This is a genomic window from Pseudactinotalea sp. Z1748 (assembly GCF_049725185.1).
GTDB lineage: Bacteria > Actinomycetota > Actinomycetes > Actinomycetales > Beutenbergiaceae > CALKWS01.
The window spans coordinates 478051-491479 of the sequence record NZ_JBMPQB010000002.1 but is presented as its reverse complement, the minus strand read 5'-3'; the positions used below and the strand labels follow the sequence as shown (position 1 = coordinate 491479).

Genomic DNA, 13429 nt, shown 5'->3' with positions numbered 1-13429 from the left:
TCCGGGTCACCCCAGAAGATCGGGTCGCCCATCGCTATCGATGTGGCTCAGGAGCTCCTGGACGTTCTTGGTCGGGGGCTCGGGCTTGTACTCGTGGAACTTGAGGTCGCAGTCGCGCCAGGAGACTTCCCACAGGCCGGTCGACTTCGTATAGCGCAGCGTGTGCGGCTGACGTGACAGCTACGTCTCAGCACTTCCCCGCAGTTGCTGCGCAACATGCCGTGCACCGAGCGGTCGAGACCGTGAAGTGGATCTCCGCGACATGGGCGAAGTGGCGGTCGACCAAGGTCACGCCGATGACGACGTCGCAGCGGTCGCGGACGGTCCAGGTCTCTTTGCTCCGGGCCGCCTCGACGTACTCCGCATTCGCCTCCGGCTGCCCGAACCAGTCCGGGACGGTGGCGAGCAACCGCGCGACATCGTCCGGCACGGGATCATCCCGTTGCGCCGTCCACCGGCCGCTCATGCCACCTCGAGCGGCGTGATGGCAGCGACCTTCTCCCGCAGAGCGCGACGCTCCAAGCGCAACTCGTAGTTCGACTGCAGATTCATCCAGAACTCCTCGGACGTACCGAAGAAGCGCGCCAGGCGGATCGCCGTATCCGCCGTGATCCCTCGCTTGCCATGCACGATCTCGTTGATCCGCCGCGGCGGCACTCCGATCGACACGGCGACCTTGTTCTGCGTGATCCCGAAGCCCTCGATGAAGTCTTCCATCAGGATCTCTCCTGGATGGATCGGTTCGATCAGGTCGGTCTCAGTGGTAGTCGACGAGTTCGACATCTTCCGCACCTCCATCTCTCCAGACGAAGCAGATTCGCCACTGCGCGTTCACACGGATGCTGTGCTGCCCACGACGATTGCCGGCAAGCCGCTCCAGCCGGTTACCAGGGGGAATCCGGAGGTCCTCGACATCCTTCGCCGCGTGGATGAGTTCGAGCTTCCGCAGGGTAGCCCGCTGCACCGCGCGATCAACGCGCTTGACGTACTGCTCGTGCCAGATGCGCTCGGTGTCTCTACTGCCGAACGATCTGATCACGAGACCATTCTCTACCGGGAGGCGTCAATAACGCTAGACGTTAAACCGGAACTCCACCACGTCGCCGTCGGCCATCACGTAGTCCTTACCCTCGATGCGCACCTGACCGCGGGCCTTGGCTTCAGCCATCGACCCGGCCGCCACCAGGTCCTCGAAGGAGACCACCTCGGCCTTGATGAAACCCTTCTGGAAGTCGGTGTGGATCACACCGGCGGCTTGAGGCGCGGTCCACCCCTTACCGATGGTCCAGGCCCGGGCCTCCTTGGGCCCGGCCGTCAGGTAGGTCTGCAGCCCGAGGGTGTCGAATCCGACCCGTGCGAGTTGGTCCAATCCGGACTCGGCCTGCCCGGACTCGGCGAGCATCTCGGCCGCCTCATCCGGCTCCAACTCCACCAGTTCAGCCTCGAACTTGGCGTCCAGGAAGATCGCCTGGGCCGGTGCGACCACCTCGCGCAGCCGCTCCTGCATCTCGGTGTCGGCCAGACCCTCATCGTCGGTGTTGAACACGTAGATGAACGGCTTGGCGGTCATCAGCCCGAACTGGGCGATCACCTGCGGGTCCAGTCCGGCGGCAGCCCCACCGGCGGAGATCGTCACGCCGGTCTCCAGCAGCGCCAGGGCGCCCTGGGCGGCGTCGAGCACCTCGGCCTCGATCCGCTTGCCGCGCACCTCCTTCTCCAGCCGCGGCATCGCCTTCTCCAGGGTCTGGATGTCGGCGAGGATCAGTTCGGTGTTGATGGTCTCGATGTCATCAGCCGGGGAGACCTTGCCGTCCACGTGCACCACGTCGGGATCGGCGAAGGCGCGGGTGACCTGACAGATCGCCTCGGCTTCGCGGATGTTGGCGAGGAACTTGTTCCCCAGACCCTCCCCTTCGCTGGCGCCCTTGACGATGCCGGCGATGTCCACGAAGGAGACCGTGGCGGGCAGGATCCGCTCGGACCCGAAGATCTCTGCCAGGACGCCGAGGCGCTCATCGGGCAGCGGCACTACGCCGATGTTCGGCTCGATGGTGGCGAACGGGTAGTTCGCAGCCAGGACGGTCGCGCGGGTCAGCGCGTTGAACAGGGTGGACTTGCCAACGTTGGGCAGGCCGGCGATTCCGATAGTGAGGGCCACGTGGGGTGATTCTACTTGCCGGCAACAGCACCGGCGGCCCCGGTGTGATGCAGACGATGAACGACGACGGCGCGTACCTGCCGTAGGAGCGGATCCACGGCGAAGTGAGGGGTCTGCGGCCGGTCGGTGCCCCGATGTCAGTGGCTCGTGGTTGCCTGGGGGCATGGAGTTCACACACGTGCTGTTGATCGTCGGGGCGCTCCTGTTAGGCACTGCCGGCGGGTTCTTGGTGGCGCGTCAGCGAGCCGCCGCCCAGAGCGGGCAACTCAATGCCCGCGCGGTGGCCGCAGAACGTGAGTTGGCCGCGGTGCGGCAGATGCACGATCAGCAGGTCCGGGCTGAACGAGACAGCGCAGTTGAACGACTCCAGACCGAGCGGTCCGACGCCGCTGCTCGCCTGGAGGAGGAGCGAGACACAGCCGCACAACGGCTGGCTGCGCGGGAGCAGGAGTTGGCCCAGCGTCTCGCTGACCGGGAGCGGGAACTCACCGAGCAACTGCGCGCCGAGCGCGCCGCCGCAACCCAGCGGGTGGAGGAGATGCGCGCGGACACCAAACGGTTGGCCGACGAGTTCGAAGCACTCTCGCGCAAGGCATTGGCGGCGAACTCCGAGTCGTTCCTGCAGCAGGCTGCGGAGCGGCTCAAACGTGCCGAAGAGTCCAGCGTCTCCGAACTGGCCAAGCGCGAGGAGGCCATCAAATCGCTGGTGGAACCGTTGCAGCGGACCCTGGGCGAGGTGAAGGCCGAGATGACGTCCGCGGAGAAGGCCCGGCTCGCCGCCCACACCGCACTTGACCAGCAGGTCCAGGCAATGCGCGAGTCCTCCGACTCCTTGCGCACCGAGACCGGACAGTTGGTGACCGCCTTGCGTGCGCCGCAGGTTCGCGGGCGTTGGGGTGAGCTGCAACTACGGCGCGTGGTCGAGGCTGCCGGAATGGTCGAACATGTCGACTTCACCGAGCAGGACCAACTCGACGGCGGGGCGCTGCGCCCGGACCTGGTGGTGAAACTACCCGGGGACAAGCAGATCGTGGTGGACTCCAAGGTCTCGTTCAACGGCTACCTCGAAGCGATGGAGGCCCGCGAGGAATCGGTCCGCGCCGAACGGCTCAAGGCCCACGCCCGGCACCTGCGCAAGCACATCGACGATCTGGACTCCAAGGCCTACTGGGAGCACATCAGCGGCAGCCCGGAGTTCACCGTGATGTTCGTTCCGGCCGAGGCCTTCCTGAACGCGGCGCTGGAGCAGGACCCCACCCTGCTGGAACACGCCTTCGGCAAGAACGTGGTCATCGCCACCCCGCCCACGCTGGTCGCACTGCTACGAACCGTGGGTTACACCTGGCGCCAGGAGCTGCTCGCCGCCGAGGCCCAGCAGGTCTTCACCGTGGGCCGGGAACTGCACAAGCGGCTGGCCACCTTCGGCGAGCACCTGCAGAAACTCAGCCGCAGCCTGAACAGCACCGTGGACGCCTTCAACAAGATGAACGCCTCATTGGACTCCCGGCTGGTGCCCCAGGTCCGGCGGTTCTCCGGTCTCCAGGGATTGGAGGACTCCTTCGAGGTACCCCCACCACTGGAAGTACTCGCCGTGGCGGCGCACAAGGAGGACCTCTATGCCTCCGCCGCTGATGAGGAAGCGCAACAGCGGCATCTGGACGGGGCCGATGAGACAACGAAACTTGTCGAATCCGCTGACGCAGTCGCGAAGAAACTTGCACATGAGAACGGCGAGGAGCAACACGCCGGCGGCGACACCGAAACCGCGATCGCCTGAGCGCACCGAACGCCGCGGCGGCCTCTCAGGAGGCGTTGACCTGCAACTCCGGGCGGTGGCCGCGTTGGAGTTTCCCGGCCTTCTTCAGGTCCGCCCGCAACTCCTTGGGTAGGGAGAACATCAGGTCTTCGGTGGCGGTCCGCACCTCTTCGACGTCGGAGAAACCGAGCGCATCGAGTCGCTCGATCACCTCGCGCACCAGAATCTCCGGGACCGAGGCGCCAGAGGTCACTCCGACCGTGGCGGCACCCTCGAGCCACTCGTCCTGCAACTCCCGGACCCGGTCCACCCGGTAGGCCGCGCCCGCCCCCGCCTCCAGGGCCACCTCGACCAGGCGCACGGAGTTGGAGGAGTTGGCCGAGCCGACCACGATCATGACGTCGACCCGTGGGGCGATCTTCTTCACCGCCACCTGCCGGTTCTGGGTGGCGTAGCAGATGTCATCACTGGGCGGGTCCTGGAGCGCAGGGAACCGCTCACGCAGCCGGCGCACAGTCTCCATCACCTCATCAACCGAGAGCGTGGTCTGGGACAGCCACACGACGTTCTCCGGGTCCCGCACGGTTACCGAGTCCACCGCGTCCGGGCCGTCGACCAACTGGACGTGCTCCGGCGCCTCACCGGCGGTGCCCTCGACCTCTTCGTGGCCGTCGTGGCCGATGAGCAGGATGTCCATGTCCCTCCGAGCGAAGCGCACCGCTTCCTTGTGCACCTTCGTCACCAACGGGCAGGTGGCATCGATGGTGGCCAGATTGCGCGCGGCAGCCTCGGCGTGCACCGCCGGCGAGACCCCGTGGGCGGAGAAGACCACCCGGGCGCCTTCGGGGACCTCATCGGTCTCGTCGACGAAGATCGCGCCGCGTTCGGACAGGGTCTCCACCACGAACCTGTTGTGCACGATCTCTTTGCGCACATAGATCGGAGCGCCGTGGTGCTCCAGCGCCCGCTCGACCGCTTCGACTGCCCGGTCGACGCCCGCGCAGTAGCCACGAGGAGCGGCGAGCAGCACACGCTTGGTCACAGACACACCTCCAGTCTAGGTGGCACCGCAGTGATCGTCATGTGTCCGCCCCACCGACACAGGACGCCGCTGCCATCGGTGCTGCCGTTGCTCCGACTGTCACCCGGATGGGGCAGGCTAGGACCATGAGCACCTCCCCCGACCCCGGCGCCCTGCCCCCCAAGGCCCTGGACACCACCGCCGAACACCCCTGGCCGGTGCGGGTGCTGTCGACCAAGATCGCCGAGTACGTCAATCGGATGGCGCCGGTGTGGGTCGAGGGACAGATCGTTCAACTGAACAAGCACAATTCCTCCGCCACCGCCTACCTGACGTTGCGGGACACCGATGTGGACATGTCCCTGAACGTGACCATGCTCAAGCGCTTGCTCGCCTCCGTCGCCGCCCCGGTGGCCGAAGGTGCGCACGTGGTGGTGCACGCCAAGCCGAACTTCTGGATCAAGAAGGGCACGCTCAGCCTGCGGGCCCAGGACATCCGCGCCATCGGGGTGGGAGAACTGCTCGCCAGGATCGAGCACCTGAAGAAAATCCTCGCCGCTGAGGGGCTCTTCGATGCCGAGCGCAAGCATCCGCTGCCGTTCCTGCCGGCGCGGATCGGACTGATCTGCGGACGCGATGCCAAGGCCAAGCACGACGTGCTCGTCAACGCCCGCGCCCGGTGGGAGCATGTGCGCTTCGAGATCCGCGAAGTCGCGGTGCAGGGCCCCAACTGCGTACCCGAGGTCAGCGCAGCGGTTGCCGAACTCGACGCTCGTGAGGACGTCGAGGTGATCATCATCGCCCGCGGTGGCGGGTCCGTGGAGGACCTGCTGCCCTTCTCCAACGAGTCCCTGGTGCGCGCGGTCGGGGCAGCCACCACGCCGGTAGTTTCGGCTATCGGGCACGAGACCGACACCCCATTGCTGGACCTGATCGCCGACTACCGCGCCTCCACCCCCACGGCGGCGGCCAAGCGCGTGGTGCCGGACGTGGCTGCCGAACTCTCCCGGATCGTTGACGCTCGCAAGCAGATGCGGCGCTGTCTGGCCCAACGCCTGGAGAAGGAGAGCGCACACCTGACCAATGTCCGGGCCCGCCCGGTGCTGGCTGACCCCACCTCGATCATCACCCCCCGCCTGGAGGGCCTGCAGCGTGCGCGGCGCGACGCGCGCCAGGCCATCCGGCATGCGCTCGCCCAGGCCCAAGCGGACCTGCACACCGCCCGGGCGAGCCTGCGCGCGCTCTCCCCCCAGTCCACCCTGAATCGCGGATACGCAGTCCTTCGGACCAGCAGCGGCCAGGTGGTGCGCGATGCCGGGGCCGTCGAGGTCGGGCAGGAGCTGCACGCCCGGGTAGCCAGCGGGGCACTGCGCCTGGACGTGGCGGCGATCGAGGAGACGACGAGCGGCCAAGTGGCCGTGGCCGCCGAGCCCGCCGACTCCTCGCTGGCGCCGGCGGACTCACACTGACTCGCACCGACCTGATTGGATAGTGCCGTGACCGATCCCACCCGACGTCCCGACGTGAACACCCTGTCTTATGAGCAGGCCCGCGACGAACTCATCCAGGTGGTAGCCAGCCTGGAGAACGGCTCGGCCTCCCTGGAGGACTCCCTGGCGCTGTGGGAGCGGGGCGAGGCGTTGGCCGACCGGTGCCAGGGTTGGCTGGATGCGGCCAAGGAGCGACTGGCCGCCGCCGGCGCGGACCACGCCGCCGAACCCGACGCGAACGGAACCGACGCGGCCCAATCGTCTGCCCCAGGGGCTGAGGAGGGCGATCAGTGAGCGCTGCCCCGGGCGCACTGGTGGTCGGTGAGGCACTGGTCGATGTGGTCCGGGACGCCGGTGGGCAGGTGATCGAGCACCCCGGTGGATCACCGGCGAACGTCGCGATCGGCCTTTCCCGCTTGGGACGCCCGGTGAGGCTGTCCACCTGGTTCGGCGCGGACGCACACGGAGAGTTGGTGCGCGCCCACCTGACCGGCGCCGGCGTGGACCTGACCCAGGGCTCCGACGGTGCCGAGCGCACCTCCACCGCGCTGGCCCGGTTGGACTCGGACGGGGCGGCACAGTACACCTTCGATCTGCAGTGGCGGGTACCTGCCACCACGGTGGATGAGAACGTGCGGGTGCTGCACGCCGGGTCCATCGCCGCGACGCTGCCCCCGGGGGCGGAGGAGGTGGCACGCCTCCTCAAGGGCGGGGCCACCCATGCCACGGTCAGTTACGACCCCAACGTCCGGCCCACCATCATGGGCGAGGTGGGGCCGGCCCGGGAGCGTATGGAGGCCCTGGTGGCCTGCGCCGATGTGGTCAAGGTCTCCGATGAGGACCTGGCCTGGCTCTACCCCGAACAGGATCCGATCGCCTCCGCCCGGAACTGGGCGCGCAGGGGACCCGCACTGGTGGTGGTGACCCGTGGGGGTTCGGAGTCGGTGGGCCTGTGCGCCGCCGGGGAGGTGAGGGTTCCCAGCCCCTTGGTGTCCGTGGTGGACACCGTCGGCGCCGGGGACTCCTACATGGCGGCCCTGCTCGATGCCCTCTGGCGGGCGGACCTGCTCGGCGCGTCCCGTCGGCGCGCTCTGGACCGCATCGGTACCACCGGGTTGCGGGCAGCGATGACGCATGCCGCGGCGGCCGCCGCGCTCACCGTCAGCCGTGCCGGAGCCAACCCGCCCAGCCGCGAGGAGTTGGAGCAGTCGCTCGCCCGCCACGGCACATCCACACCAGCACCACGAGCGGAGGATGCATGAGTCCCAAGGCACCCGTGAGCCCCGAAGCGGCCTGGCAGGCCCTGCGCGAGGGAAACGATCGATTCGTCGCAGGCACGATGACGCACCCCAGTCAGGGCGTGGACCACCGTCGTGAGGTCTCGGTCCGCCAACACCCGTTCGCGGTGATCTTCGGCTGCTCCGACTCCCGGGTCGGCGCCGAACTGATCTTCGACCGCGGCCTCGGTGACCTGTTCGTGGTGCGCACCGCCGGGCACGTCGTGGACACCACCGTGATCGGGTCCATCGAGTACGGCGTCGACGTCCTGGGAGTGCCGCTGGTGGTGGTCCTGGGTCACGACCACTGCGGAGCCCTGCAGGCAGCGATCGACGCCCTCACCACGGGCAAGATGCCCGGCGGCTTCGTGCGCGCGGTGGTGGACCGGGTGATTCCCAGCCTGGTCATGCCCGGCCAGCAGGATCGGCCCTCCCGCCCTGATACGCCACCGTCCGCCGCCGGCGACGTGGGGGCCGGGTACGCCGAGACCGAGCCCGGCGCCCCATCCGGGGGGCACGAGGGGGCAGCACCAGTGGATGCGGCCCTGCAGCGCCAGATCCACATCCCCGACGACGACGCCCTGCGCCGCCAGCATGTCCGCGCCACGGTGCAGATGCTGCGCACGTACTCCCTGAGCCTGGAGAACGCCATCGCCGAGGGCCGCTGCGCCGTCATTGGCGTGGAATACGACTTGGCCGATGGCCGGGCGCGCTTGGTCGACTAGGCCCAATCCCGAAAATTTCAGCACCTGTCGGGAATGCCCTTTCCATATTTGTTGTCAAACGGTTATGCCCGTATTTACCCCGCCGGTGCCCGGACAGGAGTATGCCTAGGGGTGCGCATGGGGGTGCAATCAGCCAGCGTGCGCATCGACACTAGCAAGGGAGCCGGAATGAAACGAAGCGCAGCAGTCCGCCTGGCGGCGGTCGTGGCCGCCACGGGCCTACTCGCAGCCGGGTGCTTGAGCGACGACCCCGATGGGGGCAACGGCGGCAACGGGGGCGGGGGCACCGGCGACACAGGCAATGGTGATAACGGCAACGGTGCCAGCGGTGGACCGGTAGAGATCGTCGGTGCCTTCTCCGGGGAACAACAACAGGCGTTCGAAGCCGATCTGGAGATGGTGGCCGAGGAGCACGACCTCGACTTGGAGTTCAACTCCCTGGCCGACTTCGACACCATTATCCGCACCCGCGTCGAGGGCGGGAACGTACCCGACATCGCGATCTTCCCCCAGCCCGGTCTGATGATGGACCTGGCCGGGGACGGTCACCTGATCCCACTCTCCGAGGCTCTCGACCTCGACGCAGCGTCCGGGGACATGATCGACGGCCTGGTGGACACCGGCACCGCGGAGGACGGCACCACCTACGGCATCCCCTACTCCATCAACGTCAAGTCACTGGTCTTCTACCCGATCCCCGAGTTCGACGACGCCGGCTACACCATCCCCGAATCGCACCAGGAACTGGTGCAATTGAGCCAGCAGATGGTCGATGACGGTGTGACGCCCTGGTGCATCGGCATCGAGTCCGGACCCGACACCGGTTGGCCGGCAACGGACTGGCTGGAGGAGTACGTGCTCCGGGTGGGTGGACCGGATGTCTACGACCAGTGGGTGAACAATGAGATCCCCTTCGATGACCCCGTCGTCGTGGAAGCCGGTGAGGCATTCGGTGAGATCGCCCTGACCGAGGGCTTCGTGGTCGGTGGCCAGCAGGGCCTGACCGCCACGAACTTCGGTGACGCCGCAAACCCGCTGATCGCCGACGAGCCGGGCTGCATGATGCACCGCCAGGGCAACTTCATCACCAGTTTCTGGCCTCCGGAGATCCTGGAGAACCTCGATGAGGAGGTCGGCGTGTTCCTGCTGCCTCCCTATGAGGGCGGCTTCGATGGACAGCCCGTGCTGGGCGGCGGTGACTACATGGCGCTGCTGAGCGACAACCCCGACGCCGCCGCAGCCCTGGAGGCGATCGCCGCACCGTCATTCGGTGAGAACTCCGCCGCATCCGGTGGGTGGTTGTCCCCGAACGTCTCCTTCGACACCTCCTTCTACCCCAACGACCTGCTCCGCGAGCAGGCCGAACTGGCCGCCGACTCGGATGTATTCCGCTTCGACGGTTCGGACCTGATGCCCGCCCAGGTGGGCACCGGGACGTTCTGGACCTCGATGGTGGACTGGCTCTCCGGGAGCGTGGAACTGGAGGAGGCTCTCAGCGAGATCGAGAATAGTTGGCCGTGATTCTCCACGGCGGCCGGGCGGGCGGTGAAGCCTCGCCCGGCCGCCGTGCTCGACTGGGAAAGGGCGCACCATGATCAAAGTCATCAACGCCGTCCTTGCCATCGCCGGTGGCGTCGGAGCGGTGCTCATCCTGTTCTTCGTGTTCAACTGGTTGGTCGAGAGGCTTCCCGAACGCTGGTCCAGCAGGCTCAAGCCGTGGGTGTTCGCCGGCCCGGCGATCGCCTTCATCGGACTATTCCTGCTCTACCCGGGCGTGCGCACGATCATTCTCAGTTTCGCCAACGCCCGCTCCACCGAGTGGGTCGGGGTGCAGAACTACGTAGATCTGCTCACCGAGTCCGCGTTCCAGCAGACCATGATCAACACCCTGCTGTGGATCCTGGTGGTGCCCACCGTGGCGGTGGTGATCGGGCTGCTGGTGGCGGTGCTCACCGACCGGCTCGCGCCACGCGGGGAGAAGGTCACCAAGTCACTGATCTTCCTGCCGATGGCGATCTCCATGGTCGGGGCCAGTACGATCTGGCGGTTCATCTACGAGTTCCGTCCCGGCGGAACCGAACAGATCGGGTTGCTGAACGCACTGTGGACCGGCATCGGCGGGCAACCACAGGTCTGGCTGCAGATGCGGGACTACCGGCTGAACAGTTTCCTGCTCATGATCATCCTGATCTGGTTGCAGACCGGGTTCGCGATGGTGCTGTTGTCCTCGGCGATCAAAGCGGTCCCGGAGGAAACGGTCGAAGCGGCACGAATTGACGGCGCGACCGAAGTACAGGCTTTCTTCCAAGTGGTGATCCCGCAGATCTGGGGCACGGTGATCACCGTATTCGTCACGATTCTGATCGCGGTCATGAAGATCTTCGACATTGTCTACGTGATGACCGGGGGCCAGCACAATACCGACGTCGTGGCACGACGATTCTTCGCCGAACTGTTCAATGTGGGTGATTACGGCAAATCCGCGGCCATTGTGGTGCTGCTGATGATCGCGGTGATCCCGGTGATGATCTACCAGGTCCGGCAGTTCCGGAAGCAGGAGGCCATGGGATGAGTACCTCGACCGTTCCTCCGGTAGCAGAAGCCGCCCCGACGGGCAGGTCCCGCCCCAGGTCACGTCCCGAGCCGGGTGAGTCCAGAGCCAACTGGCCGGTCCGCATCACCCTGGCCCTCGTCGTCGTCGGCTTCGTCATCCCCACGCTGGGTCTGCTGGTCACCTCCTTCCGTACCCGCGAGGATGCCACCAGCACCTCCTGGTGGGGAGCGATCCTGCGGTTCTGGGACAACGACTGGACGCTGAACTCCTATCGGGAGGTCCTGGATGCGGGCATGGGCAACGCCTTCATCAACTCCCTGGTGGTGACCATTCCGGCCACCATCATCCCGATCCTGATCGCGGCGATGGCGGCATACGCCTTCACGTTCCTGCAGTTCCGGGGCCGGGATTGGCTGTTCGTCCTCGTCGTGGGCCTGCTCGTGGTGCCCAACCAGGTGGCGCTGATGCCACTGCTGCAGTTGTTCAACCAGTTCGGCCTGGTCGGGGAGTTCATCACGGTGTGGCTGGCCCACACCGGGTTCGGGATGCCGCTGGCGGTCTTCATCCTGCGCAACTACATGTCCACGTTGCCCACGGCCGTGATCGAGTCGGCCAAGATCGATGGTGCCAGCCACTATCAGACGTTCTGGCGCCTGATCCTGCCGATGAGCGTGCCGGCGCTGGCCGCCTTCGCGATCTTCCAGTTCCTCTGGGTGTGGAACGACCTGCTGATCGCGGTGCTGTTCATCGGTTCGGGACGCAACGAGGTGGTCACCGTGGCGTTGCAGGGTCTCATCGGCCAGTACGGCCAGCGATGGGACCTGCTCTCCTCCGGGGCGTTCATCTCGATGCTGGTCCCCGTGATCGTCTTCTTCGCCCTGCAGCGCTACTTCGTGCGCGGCATGACCGCGGGGGCGGTCAAAGGCTAGGAAACGGCCCGGCCCGGGCCCGGGGACTCCTTCCCGGCCCGGGCCCGGGTTGTGCCCGAGGGGACGCCCCGGGCCCGATTCCGGTGACGGCGGCGCACCGGCTTCGCAGGACCTGCGCGTCAAACCGCTGGCATCGCCGCTGCGCGGCTGGTACCAAGGACCAATGGGTTCCCGCCGAAACCGCCGCATCGCCGCGGTCCGCCAACGCAGTATCCCCACGCCGAAGTCAGCGATCGTCGTTGGCGCCGGGATGGTCGGACTTGCCACCGCGTGGCACCTGCGCCGCGCCGGCCTGGACGTGACCGTGGTGGAGCAGGATCACGTAGCCGCCGGGGCGTCCTGGGGCAACGCCGGCTGGCTGACTCCTCCGATCACCACCCCGTTACCCGAGCCCGCGATCCTACGTTCGGGACTCAAGGCGTTCATCTCCCCCAACTCCCCGGTCTACGTCCCGCCCCGGATCGACCCGGTGCTGATCCGGTTCCTGGCCGGCTTCCTACGCCGCTCCACCGCCGGGGCCTGGACCAGGGCGATGGGCCACTACATCCCGCTGAACCGGGAGTCGCTGGCGGCGTTCGACGAGTTGACCGAGAACGGGGTGAGTGAACCCACCGTGGAGCCCGAGGCGTTCCTGGCCTGCTTCGCCCGTCCCGGCCAGCACAAACTGCTGATGGAAGAGTTCGACCAGATCCGTGCGGCCGGTCAGGACGTGGGCGCCGACCTGCTCGACGGCGACGCGGCGCGGGAGATCGTGCCGGCGCTGTCCGAGCAGGTGGTCGAGGCGATCCGGCTGCACGGGACGCGCTTCATGGACCCGCCCGCTTTCCTGACCTCACTGGCGGCGGCGGTGCGCGCTCAGGGCACCACGGTGCACGAAGGACGGCGGGTGATAGCCGCCGACGGCGGTGGGCCGGGTTCACCGGCCTCGGTCACCGTGGCGGACAACGTCCGTAGCGGCCAGACCCGCAGTGAGAGCCCCGCGCGCACCGGGGGGGAGGTCGAACGACTGGCCGCCGACGTGGTGGTGCTGGCGACCGGGGCGTGGCTGCCGCAACTGTCCCGTGGCTTCGGGGTCCGCCAGGTGGTCCAAGCCGGACGGGGCTATTCCTTCACCGTGTCGGTTGACCCCGCGCCGACGGTGCCGGTGTACTTCCCGGCCCAGCGCGTGGCCTGCACCCCGCTGGGTGGACGGCTACGGGTGGCCGGAATGATGGAGTTCCAGCGCCCCGACGCCCCGTTGGACCCGCGCCGCATCAACGCGATCGTCGGCGCCACCCGGCCGCTGTTGACCGGAGCGGACTTCGAGTCGCGCGAGGACGAGTGGGTCGGCTCCCGGCCGGTCACGCCTGATGGTCTGCCGCAGATCGGTCCGACCGCCTCGCCCCGGGTGCACATCGCCGGTGGGCACGGGATGTGGGGTATCACGCTGGGGCCGTTGACCGGGCGGTTGCTCACCGAGGCGATCACCACCGGGCAGGTTCCCGAGTTGCTCGCCCCGTTCGACCCGCTGCGCTGAACA

General features: G+C 67.4%; 15 protein-coding genes. 9 read left to right on the top strand and 6 right to left on the bottom strand.

What is annotated here, in order from left to right:
- Positions 1-6: 6 nt before the first annotated feature.
- Genes ACO0LU_RS06625 through ychF form a run of 5 tightly spaced genes read right to left on the bottom strand, consistent with a single transcriptional unit; the run spans position 7 to position 2158 of the window.
- Entirely contained in the window at positions 7-159 is a 153-nt protein-coding gene (locus ACO0LU_RS06625; RefSeq protein ID WP_424790754.1) for a DUF3024 domain-containing protein, read from the bottom strand.
- A gap of 28 nt (positions 160-187) precedes the next feature.
- On the bottom strand, positions 188-466 hold the full coding sequence (locus tag ACO0LU_RS06620; protein WP_424790607.1) for a hypothetical protein: 279 nt from the start codon (positions 464-466) through the stop codon (positions 188-190).
- On the bottom strand, positions 463-783 hold the full coding sequence (locus tag ACO0LU_RS06615) for a HigA family addiction module antitoxin (RefSeq protein ID WP_424790753.1): 321 nt from the start codon (positions 781-783) through the stop codon (positions 463-465). The genes ACO0LU_RS06620 and ACO0LU_RS06615 overlap by 4 nt, the downstream gene beginning before the upstream one ends.
- Positions 758-1039: a type II toxin-antitoxin system RelE/ParE family toxin gene (locus tag ACO0LU_RS06610; RefSeq protein ID WP_424790606.1), complete on the bottom strand. Its 282-nt coding sequence runs from the start codon at positions 1037-1039 to the stop codon at positions 758-760. Before ACO0LU_RS06610 ends, ACO0LU_RS06615 begins: the two co-directional genes overlap by 26 nt.
- Positions 1040-1072: 33 nt before the next feature.
- Positions 1073-2158, bottom strand: coding sequence for a redox-regulated ATPase YchF (gene ychF / locus ACO0LU_RS06605; protein WP_424790605.1), 1086 nt, complete (start codon positions 2156-2158; stop codon positions 1073-1075).
- A 163-nt stretch (positions 2159-2321) separates the two neighbouring features.
- Here ychF and rmuC point away from each other — a divergent pair, with 163 nt between their 5' ends.
- Positions 2322-3935, top strand: a complete 1614-nt coding sequence (gene rmuC / locus ACO0LU_RS06600) for a DNA recombination protein RmuC (RefSeq protein ID WP_424790604.1) — start codon at positions 2322-2324, stop codon at positions 3933-3935.
- A gap of 25 nt (positions 3936-3960) precedes the next feature.
- On the opposite strand, the gene ACO0LU_RS06595 is transcribed toward rmuC, so the two are convergent.
- Positions 3961-4962: a 4-hydroxy-3-methylbut-2-enyl diphosphate reductase gene (locus tag ACO0LU_RS06595; protein ID WP_424790603.1), complete on the bottom strand. Its 1002-nt coding sequence runs from the start codon at positions 4960-4962 to the stop codon at positions 3961-3963.
- Between the two features lie 119 nt (positions 4963-5081).
- Between ACO0LU_RS06595 and xseA the strand changes: the two genes are divergently transcribed.
- The 8 genes from xseA to ACO0LU_RS06555 all read left to right on the top strand — a co-directional run bounded on the left by xseA (position 5082) and on the right by ACO0LU_RS06555 (position 13426).
- A complete protein-coding gene (gene xseA, locus ACO0LU_RS06590) occupies positions 5082-6404 on the top strand; it encodes an exodeoxyribonuclease VII large subunit (protein WP_424790602.1) in 1323 nt (440 codons plus the stop codon).
- A gap of 27 nt (positions 6405-6431) precedes the next feature.
- The gene (locus ACO0LU_RS06585) at positions 6432-6719 is read left to right on the top strand and encodes an exodeoxyribonuclease VII small subunit (RefSeq protein WP_424790601.1); all 288 of its coding nucleotides are present in this window, start codon (positions 6432-6434) and stop codon (positions 6717-6719) included.
- On the top strand, positions 6716-7687 hold the full coding sequence (locus ACO0LU_RS06580; RefSeq protein WP_424790600.1) for a carbohydrate kinase family protein: 972 nt from the start codon (positions 6716-6718) through the stop codon (positions 7685-7687). The genes ACO0LU_RS06585 and ACO0LU_RS06580 overlap by 4 nt, the downstream gene beginning before the upstream one ends.
- Positions 7684-8427, top strand: a complete 744-nt coding sequence (locus ACO0LU_RS06575) for a carbonic anhydrase (RefSeq protein ID WP_424790599.1) — start codon at positions 7684-7686, stop codon at positions 8425-8427. Before ACO0LU_RS06580 ends, ACO0LU_RS06575 begins: the two co-directional genes overlap by 4 nt.
- A gap of 168 nt (positions 8428-8595) precedes the next feature.
- Entirely contained in the window at positions 8596-9948 is a 1353-nt protein-coding gene (locus tag ACO0LU_RS06570; RefSeq protein ID WP_424790598.1) for an ABC transporter substrate-binding protein, read from the top strand.
- Between the two features lie 70 nt (positions 9949-10018).
- Positions 10019-10999 carry a carbohydrate ABC transporter permease gene (locus ACO0LU_RS06565; protein WP_424790597.1) on the top strand — a complete coding sequence of 327 codons (981 nt, stop codon included), beginning with the start codon at positions 10019-10021 and terminating at the stop codon, positions 10997-10999.
- Entirely contained in the window at positions 10996-11910 is a 915-nt protein-coding gene (locus tag ACO0LU_RS06560) for a carbohydrate ABC transporter permease (RefSeq protein ID WP_424790596.1), read from the top strand. The genes ACO0LU_RS06565 and ACO0LU_RS06560 overlap by 4 nt, the downstream gene beginning before the upstream one ends.
- Positions 11911-12073: 163 nt before the next feature.
- Positions 12074-13426, top strand: a complete 1353-nt coding sequence (locus tag ACO0LU_RS06555) for an NAD(P)/FAD-dependent oxidoreductase (RefSeq protein WP_424790595.1) — start codon at positions 12074-12076, stop codon at positions 13424-13426.
- Positions 13427-13429 lie beyond the last annotated feature (3 nt).

Bases quoted from the DNA above. Each gene is read 5' to 3' on its own strand.
- ACO0LU_RS06615 (WP_424790753.1), bottom strand. From the start codon at position 783: ATGTCGAACTCGTCGACTACCACTGAGACCGACCTGATCGAACCGATC.
- ACO0LU_RS06565 (WP_424790597.1), top strand. From the start codon at position 10,019: ATGATCAAAGTCATCAACGCCGTCCTTGCCATCGCCGGTGGCGTCGGA.
- xseA (WP_424790602.1), top strand. From the start codon at position 5,082: ATGAGCACCTCCCCCGACCCCGGCGCCCTGCCCCCCAAGGCCCTGGAC.
- ACO0LU_RS06620 (WP_424790607.1), bottom strand. From the start codon at position 466: ATGAGCGGCCGGTGGACGGCGCAACGGGATGATCCCGTGCCGGACGAT.
- ACO0LU_RS06575 (WP_424790599.1), top strand. From the start codon at position 7,684: ATGAGTCCCAAGGCACCCGTGAGCCCCGAAGCGGCCTGGCAGGCCCTG.
- ACO0LU_RS06560 (WP_424790596.1), top strand. From the start codon at position 10,996: ATGAGTACCTCGACCGTTCCTCCGGTAGCAGAAGCCGCCCCGACGGGC.
- rmuC (WP_424790604.1), top strand. From the start codon at position 2,322: ATGGAGTTCACACACGTGCTGTTGATCGTCGGGGCGCTCCTGTTAGGC.
- ACO0LU_RS06555 (WP_424790595.1), top strand. From the start codon at position 12,074: ATGGGTTCCCGCCGAAACCGCCGCATCGCCGCGGTCCGCCAACGCAGT.
- ACO0LU_RS06570 (WP_424790598.1), top strand. From the start codon at position 8,596: ATGAAACGAAGCGCAGCAGTCCGCCTGGCGGCGGTCGTGGCCGCCACG.